The sequence below is a fragment of the Lentzea sp. HUAS12 genome (assembly GCF_024125735.1).
In the GTDB taxonomy this organism is placed as follows: Bacteria; Actinomycetota; Actinomycetes; order Mycobacteriales; family Pseudonocardiaceae; genus Lentzea; species Lentzea albida.
The window spans coordinates 4,612,609-4,627,703 of record NZ_CP099738.1 but is presented as its reverse complement, the minus strand read 5'-3'; the positions used below and the strand labels follow the sequence as shown (position 1 = coordinate 4,627,703).

Genomic DNA, 15,095 nt, shown 5'->3' with positions numbered 1-15,095 from the left:
CGCACCAGTTCATCGAGGCGCGCTCGCAGCGGGGCCGACACCAGCGCCGTCGCGTCGGTCGATCGCAACCCCGCGCGCCTCACTGCCACCGGCAGCACGATGTCGTCCACGCTTTGCTCCTACTGAAAGGGATGGGGGTGCGAGGTGAGGGCACGTGCCGAGGCCGTCAAGGCGGCGTCCAACCGCGGGATGCCCAGGACACGTCTGGCGTTGTGGCCGAAGGTGATCGGTACCGCCCCCGGAACCAGGACCTTCACGCACCGCAGTTCTGCGGTGGTGTGTTCGACCGTCGTCTGGTCGACCACCAGGACGTCAGCGCACCGCGCGAGCGTCTCCTGCACCAGCGCGCGGCAGTCGAGCAGCAGATCGCCGCGGCTCGGCCGGCGCGACTTCGCGAACTCGCGCCACGGTCGCATCGCGCCGTGACCAAGCAGGAAGTTCCACCGTGGCACCGTGTCGGGATGGCAGTACAGCAGTCCGTGGTCGGTGATGTCCTGGACGAGGCCTGGATCCTGAAGCATCCTCGCCGCGCGGTGTCGCTGTTCGGGGTCGCCAGGCCAGGACGCGCGCCTGTGGTCCAGCGCCGCCGCCAGCTCCAGAAGGCCGCCACGCAGCGCGCCAGCCGGACAGGGAGCGGCGCCGGACGCGCACACGATCGCGGGCAGATCCGGCTGGCCGGGGGGAGCGGTCGCGACCACCCAGAACACCGGCACCGCGATGTCGCGAGTGGCCCAGAAGGCTCGAAGGTCATAACCCGACCGGGTGCGCATCCTGGTGATCAGAACTCGCAGTTCCGGATCGGTGACCGTCGTGAGATCCACTTCGGGTAACGGGGTCCGGGCGTACCAGGCAGTGATGACAGCGTCTCTTTCCACCACCTCCACCAAGGCGTGCAGAACCGCCTCTTCGAGGCACGACCCCACGGCGCACCCGCTGGACGTCTCCTGCAGCACGGGCTGGTCGGCCCCCGTTGCCCACGACTGGTAGTACGCGACGGACCTCGGAACCAGCACGAGGCGGTCCTGCCCGGCGGACCACGCGGTCACCCAGGCGAGCTCCACGTCAGGGGTGAGCCGCTGGTACGGAAACCCCTGCGGGCCAACCGGAAGCCCGAGCGACGACACGTCGAACGCCCGGTCGCCCAGTTGCGCCGAGGACGCCACGGCTGCCGCATCGCGATGGTGACGGGCCGCCCGGCGCTCCAGCGCTTCCGCGACGGCGACGACCTCGGCATCGCACGAGTCCAGTGCTCGGCCGTATCCGCGATCGGCGGCGCCGTCCAGACCGAGGGGGACGCTCGCCGACACGGAGGGAAAGGTGGTGGGGTGGTGACGAACCAGGTTGCTCGTCACTCCGAATTCCTCGTCCGAGCACCGGAGCAGCGGTACTGCTCCAGCACCGCGTAGATCGGTCAGGCGGAATCGGCCTTGCAGCACGGGACGCGGCGTTCGGGGTACGGGATCGTAGCTGGGCTCGCCGTCCTCGCCGCACACCTCACAGCCGGGATCTCGGATCAGCCGATGATCGGTGACGGCGGGAACAGCGGGTCGAACCTGCCGGACGAGGGTGTCATCGGGAAGTCCTCTTTCGAGGACGGCGGAGAGAACCGCGGCGACCAGTCGATCCTCGGCAGCCGTGTGCGCGGTCTGGTCGCCGACGTCGCGGCGTCCGGAGTGCAGGGCCTTTCTGCGCCTGACCGCACAGCGCGCACAGCTGCCGGCAACTCCCTGTCCCGCGCAGATGATCACGGATCCGCCGTCGAACACCGCTGTCACCCAGCGCGTGTGCTCCGGCAGCCGCCGGAGCACACCCCGTTCGACCGACGTGGAGTACAGCAGGCGGTAGACCGCTTGAACTCCCGGCAGGATGAACGCATACCCCGGCATCTTCTCCGGACGTGGGGACAACAGGGGAGCCAGCCGCTTCACCAGGTCAGGTTCGCCAACAGCGACGACGTCAGCCAACGCACACCTCGACCTGGCACGACACTCCAGCGGCTCGCCACACCGGACTGCCGGCCTCATCGCGGGATTCCACCGGATTCATGCGATTCCCCAGGACTGTCAACGGATCGCCGCACGTCCGCCAGGAGGGCGCCACACCTGCACTGCCGATCACCGTGCGTCCCCGCTCGCGCTGCACGCCCGCAGCGGCAGCGGACAACAGGGACTCGACACCGCGCTCCACGGTGCGTTCAGGGGTAGGGGTGCAGAAACGACCGACGACCCTGTTATCGAGCCAGAACTCCAGCACCGGCACTTCGTCGCCGAGCTGGGTCACCGCCCACGACCGGTCGTCCGCATCGAGGAGTTGCTCGAAATCCCTCAACGGGGACGGCGCGGTCGCCACGATCGCACGCACGCGCTCAGCCGGCACCGACAGCCGTGGACCGCCGGACACCTGGGAGAGGCATTCCGCCGCCGCCTCGCTCATGTCGGATCCGACGCCGATCACCGTGTTGGCAGTTCGCCGCAGGAGAAGGTCAGAGGTGATGTGCTTGCGGAGAACTCGTTCACAGGCGCGGGCGCGTGCTGTGGCGAGGTCGTCGGCAACGGCGACCGCTGTCAGGACCGCGGCACTCGCCGGGCCGGACGCTGCCGCGGTGGCTTTGGTCGCAACGCCGAAGCCCTGGAACAGACCGGTTTCACCGACACCGCGCAGAACTCCCGTCACCGGGTCTGTGCACCAGCGAAGCGCCTGTTCACGAGACAGGTCCTCGCGCATGCTGCGCACAGGTACGACGTTGTGTCGAGACGTGGTGCCATCCGGGTGAACCGCGACCACCTGTGGGCACGTGCCCCGGCGTCGGGTCTTCACCTCGAGCTCGAGAACCGCCGCCACCAGTTCTGGCGGGGCGAAATCGTGTGAGAAGCCGGTGAACGGCGGTAGCCGGCACTCGATCTGCGACCACCGCGTCTCGGTGCATCCGAGCGGTCCTATCCAGGCGGTGTCTCCACGCAGAACCGCGTGAACGGCGGATTCCGTTACCGTGGACCTCGAAGACGACGCCCCCGTGACAAGTGATCGTTTTGCTCGGTCGCGCCAATAGGCAGGACCTCCGAGAACGATCAGTGGCACATCAGGTGGCTCGCCACAGGAGAGCAAGCCGTTCGACCGCAGCAGCGTCAACGCCTCGTCGAGCCGTTCAACCAAGTGAGCGGGCGCGGCAGCGCGCAGCTCGGCGACACTCATGCTGCCGTCGAGTCTCTCGCAGAGCAGGGACATGAATCGTCCCGCCGCGCCGCTGAAGCGAAGCTCGCCATCCGGTCCGGGCAGAACGATCTCGCTACCCCGAGACTCGATCCACACGCCACGGCGCAGGACTGCTCGCACACCTACCTCCAGGTGGCCGCCGCACCGAGGCGGCGGCCCCTCACTCAGAGCGCTGGTCAGGCGACCGGGCCGGCAAAGCTGCAGCCGACCGAGCAGAACGACGTCGAGAGGCCGATCTCGGTCGCGCCGTGGCCCGCCGCGAGCGCGGCCTCCACCGAGTCGTTGGAGATGGGCATGATCTCCAGCGCGGCCATGTCGAAGGTGTCGAGTTCGTCGAACATTGCTTCCTCCTGATTGGTTGAACAGCAATCTGTTTGAGCAGCGCTGCGAACTGGCCGCGAGCTACTCCTGTGTTGAAGCTCTAGCGCACTGACTCCGATGACGATCAGGCGCTGTAAAGCGCGCACCTGATCGGAACCGTGCCGGCCGCATTGGTTGCCCGAAATTCGAGGCGCACCGACGAAGTCGGCCTGCTCCACGACGACCTGAACGGCGTCGCCCTTCCAGCCGTGTTCGCCACGAGTCTGCCGTTCTGGTACCACGCGACGTTGGCGCGTGCCGCTTGTCCTGCGGGGTTCGTCTCGCACTCCACGTAGAAGCTCAGCTTTTGTTCGTTGCCTGGCACCACGAGACCGCCCTGGGCGCCAGGTTGCAGCGTCATCGCGTCGAGTGCCGACACGTCCGCTGTCGCCGGCATCGAGGAGACGGTCATGACGGTCGTCATCACGGCGAAGGCAGCTGAAAGCAGGCGTAGCCTCGAGACGGCGCCACGTGCTTTGGTCGTGCTGGGCATGGGGTATGCCTTTCTGAATTTCTGTGATGCGGAGTGGTGAACCAACCTGCTGTTTTCTGCCGGCCTGGTGGTGTGCTTGCTCAAGTCAGCTGACGATGGTGCCGTTGCATGACAAAGAGCGGTCGTAGGAGAGGTTGTTCGCCACAAAAGTGATCTTTGTCGACGTGTTCGGCCTGCTGTAGGTGGACGTGAACGGTGTCGCGACGCCATAGCTCGTCGCTCTCCAGTCGTTCTCGCCGTATCGCCAGCCGATGTCGGCAGCTGCTGTGGCCCCTGCGGTCGCGGTGCGACAGGTGATCCGGAATGTCAGACCGGATTCGCCGGGGAATCGAGCGAAGATGTACTGGCCTCTGGGAGGAACAACCACATCGGCGCTGGCGACACCTGGCAGTGCGCCCAACAGGGCGGCGAAAGCAACGGTGGATGCGGTAAGAATTCTGGAAAATCCCATCTTCTCCCCGTCTTGAATTAGACGCAATATCGCGATTTGTAGCGTAGTGCGCACGAGTGGCGTGCAACTACACATTCGAGTGGTGTGTACCACTTGATTTCTGCTGATGTACGCGGTCGTGGAAATTGCCGAATTGGGCTCGCGAAGGCGTCAGGCAAGCTGCTGTCGTCGCCCGGCAGCTCTCACCGTGTCTTCGTCTGCGCCGACGGACCCGACTCGGCTCCGAACGTCACGCTGATCCACGGCTTCCCCATCTCGTCCCACGACTGGGCTCCGATGCGGCCCGCGCTGCGCCAGAGGGATCTGCGGCTCGTCGCACCCGATCTTCTCGGATTCGGCCACAGCGACAAGCCGCTCCAGCACTGCTACCGCATCCACGACCAGGCCGAAATGATCATGGCTGTCTGGGACCACTTCGGCATCGCCAGCACCGATCTCGTCGCACACGACTACGGAGTGAGCGTGGCCCGGGAGTTGCTGGCCCGCTGCCCGGAGAGGATCACCTCGGTGGCGTGGCTGAACGGCGGTCTCTGCCCCGACCTGCACCGGCCGGTCCTCGCCCAGCGCCTGCTCCACAGTGGACTCGGCCCGCGCGTGGCCCGAGCCATGTCCTACCGGTCGTTCGTGCGGTCACTCCGTTCCGTGCTGGGCAGGCCGGTCAGTGAGGAGGTGCTCGCCGAAATGTGGTGCTCGGTAACCCATGCGCGTGGCAACAGGGTCGTTCCCGCCCTCATGCGCTACATCCATGATCGACGCCTGCACCAGCGCCGGTGGACCGAGGCGTTGGAGAACTTCGCAGGACCGATGTCGTTCTTCTGGGGGCCCGCAGACCCGATCAGCGGAGCGCACGTCCTGAACAGGATCCGGGAGCGAATGCCTGCGGCGCAGGTGTTCGAGCTGAGCGACCCCGTCGTCGGCCACTACCCCCAGGTCGAGGACCCGGAACGGGTCGGTGCGCTCGTCGCGGACTTCCTGACTGCCTCAGCGCGGTTCTGAGGCGTGGGCGTCTCGCTTCGACGGGGACGGCGTGGTGACCGCGGTGATGCTCGGTCGAACCGTGTGAGGAGAAGCTCGCCGGTGGTCAGCGGAGAGGCGAAGTCACCACGAGATGAGCAGTTCGCGCGGACCGCGCACCAGCTGTCCCCAGCGCCACGGGACTTCCTCCGGCGCTACAGCCAGCCTGAGGCCGGGAAGCCTTCTGAGCAAGGTCGACAGCGCGACCTCGATCTCGGTCCGCGCGAGATGCGCTCCGGGGCAGAAGTGCGGACCGGACCCGAACAACAGGGTCCGGCGCTGGTTCTCGCGGCCGGGGACCAGGCTGTGCGGATCGGCGAACACCGAGGCGTCGCGGTTGGCGGCGATGACGTCGGGGAAGACGACGTCCCCCGCGGCGATCGGCTGTCCCCCGAGCACGGTGTCCCGGGTCGCTTTGCGCGGAAAACCCACGTTGATCGACAGCGCTATCCACCGCATCATCTCGTCGATCGTCTCGTTCAGCCCGGTGCTTCCGGTGCGTGCGTGTGCCATCAAGTGGGGATTGGTGCACAGCAGGAAGACCATGTTGCAGATCTCGTTCGCGGTGGTGTCGTACCCGCCCACCAAGATGCCGATGCAGAGGTTCGCGATCTCGAGTCCGTCGAGCGGTGTCCCATCGCCGGTAGGGGTGTGTGCCAGCAGACTCACCAGGTCGTGCTGTGCTTCGTTGCGCCGGGCACGCACCAGATCGTGCAGGTAGCCCAGCAGCGACTGCTTGTTCGCCGACGCCTCGTCCGGGCTGATCGACGAGATGGCCATGATGGAGTCGGCCCACCGGCTGAAGGTCGCTCGATCCTCGTACGGGACGCCGAGCAGTTCACAGATGACCATCAACGGGAGCGGGACTCCTACTCCCGCCACGAGGTCGCCCGGGCTTCCCGAGGCGATCATCGCGGTGACCAGTTGCTCGGCGATCACCTCGACTCCGGGGCGGAGGCGGGTGATGGTCCGAGGGGTGAACGACGCGGCGATGACCTTTCGCACGCGGGTGTGATCGGGAGGATCCAGTGAGACGATCGCGCCGGGCCCCTCGAACGCACCTCCGAGCGGGTCGGCCGCGTCGCCGGTCATGGCCGCGCGACTGAACTGGGGGTCACGCAGGACTTCCTGGACCGCGTCATGACCGGTGACGAGCCAGCCGATCCGCCCACCGGCGGTGTCGACCGGGTGAACCGGTCCGCGATCGATCAGATCGCGCACCACGGGGGAGATGTCGATGCCGGGGACGTCCTGCAGGGGATAGCTGACGTGGGGGGCCACGGGCGCTCCTGAGTATCACAGCGGATGAGGGCACGGCCGATCGTCCGACGCGGGTCGCGTCGCGGCACACAGGCACTCTCAGCGCTTGGTCGTCCGAGAACGCACGAGAGTTCGACCCGGTGCTGAGCTCGTCCAGCCAGCTGACTGGACCACTGCACTCCCGGACGTCAGTTCGGAGCGGACAAGAAGCAGAGATACCTGTTGATGATCGAGTGATTGTGCCTGGGTTTCCAGTCACAAGCACAGCACAACTGTGTAGGCGGGCGTCTCGCGAATGAGAGAAGGTCAACGGGATTCGGGTGATCGACGGGTGCGAATCCGAACCTGTCCACCCGTGTGCAGTTACTGGCGCGAAAGGAGCAGAGTGCCTCACCTGAGCGAGGTGATCAAAGGTGTCGCGGCACGCTCGTTGAGCAGCAATGCGAAAGCGCGGACCAGGTCGACGCGGTGTTCTTCGATTGACGCCGTTGTGGAGTCGCGCAGTCGGTCATCCTTCCTTTCTTCGCTACCTCGAGGACGGAACCGCAGCAGGCCGCCGACCCTGTGGCGCCAAGGTCGGCGGCCTGCTGTGATGAGTCACGCCTCGATGACCGGGACCAGCAGGTAGTACGTTCCGCGGCCACTGGGCCGGCAGTAGCTCTTCGGGGTGTAGAGCGACTCGTTGACGCATTCCCTCTGGGTCTTGTACTCGGCGATCACGAGGGTGCCGCTTGCTTGAGACGCCGCGGTGGTCGACGCGAGGGCCTGACCGTCGGAGAGCAGGATTGCTCCGATCGCGAGAGCTGCTGCGGAGATCTTGGCGAAGTGCATTGGTGTGTCCAATTCAAGTCGTGTCAGTGGTCTCGGAAATCGTGGAATTCTCGTGACGCTATAGCCGGATGATTTCCCGGTGGGTACGCGTTCATGTAGTTCGTGTCACTTCGTCGTGTGGTCGTCCTGAAATTGAATTCGCAATTCAAGTGAAAGTGGTGTTTCGGAGTGAGTGGCAGCAAGAGAGCGGTCGTCATCGGGGCGTCCATGGCAGGGGTGCTCGCGGCCAGTGCCCTGCAGAGCGTTTATGACGAAGTTGTGATCGTGGAGCGCGACTCGATCGCTGGCCGGCCTTCATCTCGTAGGGGAGTCGGGCAGTCCAAGCATGCGCATGGGCTTTTGGCGCGTGGAAGTCAGGCGATCGAGGAACTCGTCCCCGGGATCACGGCCGAGTTGCTGGCTGGCGGCGCACGTTCTTACGACGTTCTGCAGCAGGGCAACTTCTACAACCACGGCCAGCTGATGGCTCACGGTGTCAGTGACCTCAGGGGCCTCATGGTCAGTCGCAACCTTCTCGAACACACCGTCCGGCAGTCGGTTCTGCGCATGCCCGCCGTGCGGATGGTCGATGGCCGCGAGGTGCTCGGGCTGCTGCACGAGACCGGCGTTGTGCTCGGTGTGACCTGCAGCGGGCCGGACGGCGTGGACACGATCGAGGCTGATCTTGTCGTCGACACCACCGGCCGTGTCAGCAAGCTCGCGTCGTGGCTCGTCGCCATGGGCTTCCAGGCGCCGGCAGAAGAGCGCGTCGATGTCGACCTCGTGTACACGACGTGGACCGTGACGGTTCCCGACCACATCGCCGCGCGGCACGGTGGCGCGCTGGTGGGTCCCACGCCGGGCAATCCCCGTGCCGCCGCGCTGCTGTGGATCGAGGGCAATCGGTGGACTGCGACTCTTGCCGGCTATCAAGGGCTTCGTGCGCCGCTGAGTGTTGAGGGATTCCTGGAGTTCGCCGCTGATCTCCCCACTCGTCACCTGCACGAGGTGCTGTCCCACGCGAAGTTCGAGGAGGGACCGCACGTGTACCGCGTGCCGGCGAACCGGCGCCTGCGCTACGACCGGTTGTCCCGTTTTCCCGCCGGGCTGCTCGCCCTCGGCGACAGCATGTGCGTGTTCAATCCCCTTTACGGGCAGGGCATGACGGTGTCCGCCCTGCAGGCGCTGCTCCTTCGTGCCTGTCTCACCGAGGGCGAAGAGGCGCTAGCCCGTCGCTTCTTCGCCGGCGCCGCCGAGATCATCGACGTTGCGTGGAGGATCGCGACCGACGCCGACTCCGTCGTGGTGGGCACCGCGAACCCGGAACAGCTGTCCGCGAGCGAGCAGATGGGACACTTCCACGAGGCAGCGGCCCACGATCCCGAACTGGCACGCCAGTTCCTCCAGGTCATCAACTTCCTGGAACCGTCCAGCAGCCTGGTCGAGGCGCTGCGCAACCGCGGAGGGGCCGCGTGAACACCGCTGCCGCGCACGAACCGCGCACCATCGTGCTACTGCACGGATTCCCGCAAAGTTCGTTGTGCTGGAACGACGTGCAACGTTCACTCAGAGCTGCCGGCCACCACACTGTCGCGCCGGACCTGCGCGGCTACACCCCGCACGACCGTCCTGCGGAGCAGGAGGCGTACCGGAGCGAGGCGATCGCGGACTGTCTCATCTCGACGCTCGAACACCTCGGCACGCCTGTGGACCTCGTCGGCCACGACTGGGGCGGTGGGGTCGCATGGCACATCGCACTGAGAAGGCCCGATTTGCTGCGGTCGCTCACCGCGGTGTCGACACCTCATCCCGCTGCCTACACACGGGCACTGCGCGAGGATCCGGAGCAGCGGCGGAAGTCGGAGTACATCAAGTTCTTCACATCCGCCGACGCGACGGATCAGTTGCTCGCCGACAACGCCGCAGGCCTGCGGGCGGTGTTCTCCCACTCCCGCATGTCCGCGGAGTTGATCAGCTCCTACGTCGGGCCGCTGTCCACTCCCGCAGCGCTGAACGCGGCCCTGGCCTGGTACCACGCCGTTGACGGTGCAGGCAGCCAGCCGCCGGGCCGATGCATCGTTCCCACCTGCTATCTGTGGGGTGACAGCGACGAGGCCTTCTCCCACGCCGCTGCGGAGGGCACCGCCGCACTCGTCGAAGGTCCTTACACCTTCCGAGTGTTGCGAGGCGGAAGCCACTGGCTTCCGGACGAAAATCCCGACGAAGTCGCATCGGCCGTTCTCGAGCTCATCGCTTCGACCACCGCCCGGCCGTCCGGCGGCGAGTGATGAACCACAGCGAGGCCCGCGCTTCTGGTTGTGCCACGAGGTATGTGGTTCATGTCTCGATGTATTTCGTGGTCGAGCACGGCTGCGAGCGGTCTGCGGCTAGCCCTGGAACCAGAGGCCTTTCAGTTCGTTGCGCGACAACCAGTCTCTAGCCCCCATCAGGGTCGCGGTGTGCACGGCGCGCGCGAGTTCGGCGCCCCAGACCGATCTGGGGCCGCCGAACTGCTCTCCGGGACCTTCCGGGCAGCAGATGACAACCGCGTCACTCGCTGTCCCGGTGCCGGGTATGTCGAGCTCCGTCAGAGCCTGGGACTTGGCCTCGGTAGCGGTCACCACCATGTTGACCAAGGCGCCGTCCTCGAGAGGGACGGGCACCCAGCAGAAGGTGTTGATCGTTCCGACCGAACGCGGTACCTCGTCATGCGGAGCCGAGGCGAAAACGGGGTACGACAAGCCGACGGTCGTCGCGCAGTGCACGCCACGGTCGGCGGTGGCCGACGCGTACCGCTTGACTTCCGCGGCGGTCACCATGCCGGCACCCCTGCCGGAGAGTCTCAGCTGAGCAGTGATCTCCAGCAGGTGCTCGACCGGATCGCGGTGGTAGTCGTGGTCCACCTCGGCGTTCACAACCCAGTTGCAGCTTCCGATGCCGCCACCCACAACGGCGGTGGACACAGCACGTGTCCCTCGGGGAACCCGCCACAGCAGGACGGCGCGATCCAATTCATGTACTTCAACAATCACCCGGAACCGCCTGAGCTTCTGCGTAATCGGACGGGTGCGGCAGGAACACGCCGGGAACGGTCCACACAGGCCCGAACCGTACATGTATGCCAAGGTTGCGGCGTTTGCGGGACGAATCAGGTAGCGCTTAAATAGAACCGAAGGCGACACTCTGAAGTGATTCGGGTCACGCAAGGTGTCGTGGCTGGTCGAATGATGGAGTCGCAAGTACAAGGCGCGGGCGAGCCTCCGACGCCAAGCCTGTGGCTAGCGCCCGACGCCCCGCAAGGCGTCAAACTGCTGCTACTCAGACATGTTTCCTGTGGTTCATGGATACGGGCGCGAAACCGGTAAAACGGGTCTGCTGCACGAGTAGGTGACCAGCAGGTGACGGCCGTTCGTTTAGGGGTGGGTTAGGTGTGGCGGCGCACGGCGGCGGCGATGTCCTCGGCTTGGCGGCGTCGGTCGCGTTCGCGGTCGAGCTCGTCTTCGAGTTCGCTGATGCAGTCTTCGAGCCCGGCGACGCGGTTGCGCAGGGCGGTGAGCTCGGTGGCGTGCGCGGTTTCGCGGGCGGTAAGTGCGGCGAGTTAGTCGGCGCGGTCAGACCGGTTGGCGGTCATGAGCCTGTGGTTGGCGGTGAGCAGGTAGTCCACGACGATCACGAGCGCTCCGGCAACGCCAAGTTGGGGCGGCAAGGAGGGGTCCACGTTCCTCCTTCCGAGGTACAGGGAGATTCGCTCTGGTGAGGCATGAATCCGCAGCTCGTGCGACAAGCATATGGCTCTGTGGCGTGTACTCTCGTGCAGACTTGACCTGTCGGTCGTGGGCCAAGTATTTGGCGAGACCCGTTGGTCGTTACCAAGCTGCAAGCTTGCAGCCGCAAGGGAGAGTGATCCGCTAGGACGAGGTCTGCCAGTCCGCCTCATCTAAGAGGTAGTCGGCCTCAGATGGACGTGCCCACATAGGGCGCTCCTGAGAGTGATCGCAACACCAATTCGTCGGTGTGTCCTTCCACAGGCGCGATCGCTTAGTCCTGTTGGTTCCCTTGCGTGTTGGTTTGCTAATCGCCTTCCAACACCAGCCGTTGTGCTGGAGTACCCATGAACGCTATGGTGATCGCCGCAATCTGCCTGATCGTCCTCGGTGCCTTTGTATGGATTGCGGCGATGTGGAAAGACCCTTCTACTGCGGAAATTACGATCGGCTTGCGCATCTGGAGACTGGTGGAGGGGTCTTTCAAGATCAAGCGCAGATCTGACGACGAGCGAGGCAAGGCCGGGATGAAGCCCGACGGCACTGGCCCAGAGAAGGCGATCGAGCCGCGGTCGCAATCCCGTCGTAACCGTGCACCTGGTGGCAGGCCGTCGGGGCGGTAAACAGCCTCCTCATAAAACGGGGAGCGGACGATCGCATCCGCGCTGAATGAATCTCATGGAACGCGCACGCCTTCGCGCACAAGCTGTGCGCGGGCGTCGGGGCTCATGGGTAGGTCGGGGAAAAGGCCTGCGTCGGCGGGTGGGCCGGGGCTGGCGGTGGCGCGCAGGGTGAGGACCTGGCGAACGCGGCCGGTGCCGTCGCCGCTGATCTTGTTGCCGACAACCCACGCTGGGGTGGACAGGGCCGCGCCGACGTCGTCGACGATGCGCGACTAGTGCTCGATCACCCGCAGTCGGCGTGACAGGACGGGGCTGAGCTTGACCGTGCGGGCCGTGACGTTGAACACCAGCTTGGCTTGCTCGGTGTCGCGGGCACAGCCGTAGATCTCCGCGGGCTCCACGACACCGCCGACCAGCATGTACAGCGCCACGAACGCCAGAAGCTCGCTCTTGCCATTCTTGCGCGCGATCTCGATCCACGCGATGCGAAAGTGCCGCACGTAGCAGGAGGCCTCGGGGTCCCAACGGACCTCGCCGAACAACGGCCGGACGATGTCGTCCCGCTGCCACGGCGCGAGGATGAACGGGCGGCGCGCCCGCCGGTCCTTCGTGTGGACGCAGATCTCCTCAGCGAACGCCTGCGCGTGATCCGCGCGCGGCACACAGAAGTGCGTGCCGCGCTTGCGGCAGCGCGAGCCGTCGGACTCCCGACCACACGGGAAGCCGTGCCGTCCTGGTTGAGCCCGAGGTGCGGCGCGTGGAACGTGCCCTCGGTGCCTGCAGAGGCACCATCGTTAGTACCTCCCAGGGCTATCAGGAGGTGCGGCGTGCGCGAGTCGTACGGCCTTGAATCACACACGAAAAACAAGAAGAGATAGAGGGACGGTTTCTGCGCTTAAAACCTCGGCGGGGGTTTAAGGTTTTACAGAAACCCTCATAGTGCGCCTGAACTGCTGATACATCAGCGGAGTTGGTGGGACGCGGTCGTTTCTGATAAACACTTCTGCGCCACCGTTGGGCACGCACTGAAACCCGGTTAACTTCCCGAGGAGGGGTGCCGTGGGCTGGGTCGCGCGTCAGTGTCGGGAAGATGTTCCGTCCAGACCACGTGCACCTAACGAGTACTACGAGAGGAGTCGGTTCGCTCCGGCCTTGCCGCCGTCGGCGCCGATGTCGACCTTGACGGACTGCCGATCGGACGGCGTGAGTCCGAAACGTGCGGCGATCTGCAAGAAGGTGCGCTCGGCCTCGGCCTACACCTGGAGTGCCGGGTTTTTCATCAGGCCCGAGCCGCCCTGAACGAGCAGGGCGGAGCCGTTCACGAGCTGCGTGGCGGAGCGGTAGCGGGCCAGCGCCTCGCACAGCAGCAGCAGAAACGCGTCCACGGCCCAGACAGTCAGTACCCCGCGCTCTTCCAGGCCGGGGGCGAGTCGTTGCCAGATCTCCCGCGCACCTTCAGAAGCCCAGTCAGGGCAACGAAACTCTTCCTCGGGCGGCTCAGGTTCATCGGCGTTGATCCGGTCAGCTCGGTCGCCATGCAGGACGCGGAGCTTCGTCGGCTTCGCAGCGGGACCGCGCTTACCCATCGGCGTCACCTCGCAGGCACGAGCAACAAAGCTGAGTAGCAACGGCGGAGGCGAGATGGGGACGACGAACGAATGACCGTGGCGATAACACTACCGGCCAGTAGACCGGTATCGGTCAAGGGGCCCCGGATAAGGTATCGATCGCGCGGAGCAAGGAGGCCGCGCACGATCACTTGGTACCTACCAGGACTTCCCCGACGACGATCGGGTTGGGGAAGCCGACACCAGCCCGCCGTGAACGCGTCGGCGGAGGTACCGAGTGAAGGAAGAGGAACACGCCCAGGACAAGGAGCCTGAGCGTAAAGAGGAACGACAGCCCACCAGGAGTTCGCGCTCCGAGCAGGCCGCCGTCATCCTCACGCTCCTGATTCAGTTCGCCACGCTGGCCAGCGAGATCAGCGAACTGTTCAGGTAAAGGGGCGGGTGGTGCACGCGTTGCGTGTGCCACCCGTTCCGGCTGGTCAGCGAGTCGGCAAACGCTTGCTGTTACCAACCTGACCAACCTGACCTACCTTACACAATTTGTCCCACCGTGGGACATCTGTGTCCACATCGGCGCAGGTCAGTGGTGTTTTCAGTAAACTTTGGCATATGCCAAGCTGCCAGAGCTACGCCCTCGCGAAGGGCTGGCGGCGCGGCGCGAGATGGCGCGGCGGGCCTGCGATCAGTCGGCCGATACGGCTTCGCAAACGATCACTCCTCTCCAGTGTCGGGGGTGGTCAGGTCGACGCCGAGCAGCGCGGCGGCGGCGTGGCCGTCGAGGTACTTGTCTCCGATGTGCATCAGGCCTGCGTACTTGAGGAACGCTTCCTTGTCCTCGCGGGACTTGAAGCACAGCGCGAACCAGAACTCGGAGTCAGTGGCCAACCGGAACCGTTCGTCTTCGCGCTTGGTGCGTTCGCGGAAGCCGATCGCTAGGGTGTCGAGCTCCGCGCCGGCGTCGGCCGCCAGGTCGCCGGTCAAAGACTTGAGCGCTCGACGGCTCCGAGAAGGAGTGAATCTTCGGGGCTGCGATCAACGGTTGTTAACGTCCATGATCAATCGTCAAGTGTGCTGAACCGCGCTCAACGTGCTTGTTTTCGCAGGTCAGCGGCCTGTGAACTCGTATCTGGGGGTCAAGGGGTCGCAGGTTCAAATCCTGTCGTCCCGACGGTCTGAATCAGCCCGCTGGTTCTGGGTGAAAGCCCAGGTCGGCGGGCTTTTTCGTGCGCTCGAAACGATCTTCACTTGATCATCAATTTCATGATCAACAGGCTGATGAAGGAGTCAAAAAGGAGGCACTGGCTCCTTCGTTTTGACTAACGCCAAATGGGGTCACCACGAACGGGTGAACTTGCCGAACGACGCTGAACTGGCGTCAACCGTCCCGTTCTGACTTCATCTGCGGTCAACGGGCCATGACTGGTAATGGGTCGACCGATGCAGGAGGCCGGTCACGTCGAAGTCGTGAACGTGCTCGAACCTCTCTGTATCGGCCTGTGGTGCCCCCGTTCTTACCGCAATGCGGTCCAGCGGGTTCGA

Annotated in this window: 17 protein-coding genes; 6 read left to right on the top strand and 11 right to left on the bottom strand. The window is 65.2% G+C overall.

Going from position 1 to position 15,095, the window contains the following annotated elements:
• Positions 1-119: 119 nt before the first annotated feature.
• From ND450_RS20300 to ND450_RS20280, 5 genes are all read right to left on the bottom strand, one after another.
• A complete protein-coding gene (locus tag ND450_RS20300; protein ID WP_253327642.1) occupies positions 120-1,775 on the bottom strand; it encodes a YcaO-like family protein in 1,656 nt (551 codons plus the stop codon).
• A 181-nt stretch (positions 1,776-1,956) separates the two neighbouring features.
• Entirely contained in the window at positions 1,957-3,333 is a 1,377-nt protein-coding gene (locus ND450_RS20295; RefSeq protein ID WP_253327641.1) for a hypothetical protein, read from the bottom strand.
• A gap of 56 nt (positions 3,334-3,389) precedes the next feature.
• Positions 3,390-3,554, bottom strand: coding sequence for a hypothetical protein (locus ND450_RS20290; RefSeq protein ID WP_253327640.1), 165 nt, complete (start codon positions 3,552-3,554; stop codon positions 3,390-3,392).
• Positions 3,555-3,658: 104 nt separating this feature from the next.
• Entirely contained in the window at positions 3,659-4,150 is a 492-nt protein-coding gene (locus ND450_RS20285; protein WP_253327639.1) for a hypothetical protein, read from the bottom strand.
• Position 4,151: 1 nt separating this feature from the next.
• Positions 4,152-4,571, bottom strand: coding sequence for a hypothetical protein (locus tag ND450_RS20280; protein WP_253327638.1), 420 nt, complete (start codon positions 4,569-4,571; stop codon positions 4,152-4,154).
• Between the two features lie 30 nt (positions 4,572-4,601).
• Between ND450_RS20280 and ND450_RS20275 the strand changes: the two genes are divergently transcribed.
• Entirely contained in the window at positions 4,602-5,513 is a 912-nt protein-coding gene (locus ND450_RS20275) for an alpha/beta fold hydrolase (protein WP_256557539.1), read from the top strand.
• Positions 5,514-5,615: 102 nt separating this feature from the next.
• Here ND450_RS20275 and ND450_RS20270 read toward each other — a convergent pair whose 3' ends face one another.
• Positions 5,616-6,812 (bottom strand): cytochrome P450, encoded by a 1,197-nt coding sequence (locus tag ND450_RS20270; RefSeq protein WP_253327636.1) that lies wholly within the window; start codon positions 6,810-6,812, stop codon positions 5,616-5,618.
• 576 nt (positions 6,813-7,388) lie between these two features.
• On the bottom strand, positions 7,389-7,622 hold the full coding sequence (locus tag ND450_RS20265; RefSeq protein ID WP_253327635.1) for a hypothetical protein: 234 nt from the start codon (positions 7,620-7,622) through the stop codon (positions 7,389-7,391).
• A gap of 168 nt (positions 7,623-7,790) precedes the next feature.
• Here ND450_RS20265 and ND450_RS20260 point away from each other — a divergent pair, with 168 nt between their 5' ends.
• Entirely contained in the window at positions 7,791-9,077 is a 1,287-nt protein-coding gene (locus tag ND450_RS20260) for an NAD(P)/FAD-dependent oxidoreductase (protein WP_253327634.1), read from the top strand.
• Entirely contained in the window at positions 9,074-9,889 is an 816-nt protein-coding gene (locus ND450_RS20255; RefSeq protein WP_253327633.1) for an alpha/beta fold hydrolase, read from the top strand. Before ND450_RS20260 ends, ND450_RS20255 begins: the two co-directional genes overlap by 4 nt.
• 99 nt (positions 9,890-9,988) lie before the next feature.
• On the opposite strand, the gene ND450_RS20250 is transcribed toward ND450_RS20255, so the two are convergent.
• Positions 9,989-10,633, bottom strand: a complete 645-nt coding sequence (locus ND450_RS20250; protein WP_256557560.1) for an adenosylcobinamide amidohydrolase — start codon at positions 10,631-10,633, stop codon at positions 9,989-9,991.
• 398 nt (positions 10,634-11,031) lie between these two features.
• Between ND450_RS20250 and ND450_RS20245 the strand changes: the two genes are divergently transcribed.
• Entirely contained in the window at positions 11,032-11,358 is a 327-nt protein-coding gene (locus ND450_RS20245) for a hypothetical protein (RefSeq protein WP_253327631.1), read from the top strand.
• 354 nt (positions 11,359-11,712) lie between these two features.
• Positions 11,713-11,988 carry a hypothetical protein gene (locus tag ND450_RS20240; protein ID WP_253327630.1) on the top strand — a complete coding sequence of 92 codons (276 nt, stop codon included), beginning with the start codon at positions 11,713-11,715 and terminating at the stop codon, positions 11,986-11,988.
• A 272-nt stretch (positions 11,989-12,260) separates the two neighbouring features.
• Here the strand turns inward: ND450_RS20240 and ND450_RS20235 are convergent, their stop codons facing one another.
• Both ND450_RS20235 and ND450_RS20230 read right to left on the bottom strand, forming a co-directional pair.
• Complete coding sequence (locus ND450_RS20235; RefSeq protein ID WP_253327629.1) at positions 12,261-12,650, bottom strand: terminase large subunit domain-containing protein; 390 nt, start codon at positions 12,648-12,650, stop codon at positions 12,261-12,263.
• 591 nt (positions 12,651-13,241) lie between these two features.
• The gene (locus tag ND450_RS20230; RefSeq protein ID WP_253327628.1) at positions 13,242-13,574 is read right to left on the bottom strand and encodes a P27 family phage terminase small subunit; all 333 of its coding nucleotides are present in this window, start codon (positions 13,572-13,574) and stop codon (positions 13,242-13,244) included.
• Positions 13,575-13,833: 259 nt separating this feature from the next.
• On the opposite strand from ND450_RS20230, the gene ND450_RS20225 reads away from it, so the two are divergent.
• Entirely contained in the window at positions 13,834-13,989 is a 156-nt protein-coding gene (locus tag ND450_RS20225; RefSeq protein ID WP_253327627.1) for a hypothetical protein, read from the top strand.
• Positions 13,990-14,267: 278 nt separating this feature from the next.
• Here the strand turns inward: ND450_RS20225 and ND450_RS20220 are convergent, their stop codons facing one another.
• Positions 14,268-14,537 carry a hypothetical protein gene (locus ND450_RS20220; protein WP_253327626.1) on the bottom strand — a complete coding sequence of 90 codons (270 nt, stop codon included), beginning with the start codon at positions 14,535-14,537 and terminating at the stop codon, positions 14,268-14,270.
• Between the last annotated feature and the right edge of the window lie 558 nt (positions 14,538-15,095).

Coding starts and splice junctions, on each gene's coding strand:
- ND450_RS20290 (WP_253327640.1), bottom strand. CDS start 3,554: ATGTTCGACGAACTCGACACCTTCGACATGGCCGCGCTGGAGATCATG.
- ND450_RS20265 (WP_253327635.1), bottom strand. CDS start 7,622: ATGCACTTCGCCAAGATCTCCGCAGCAGCTCTCGCGATCGGAGCAATC.
- ND450_RS20240 (WP_253327630.1), top strand. CDS start 11,713: ATGAACGCTATGGTGATCGCCGCAATCTGCCTGATCGTCCTCGGTGCC.
- ND450_RS20230 (WP_253327628.1), bottom strand. CDS start 13,574: ATGGGTAAGCGCGGTCCCGCTGCGAAGCCGACGAAGCTCCGCGTCCTG.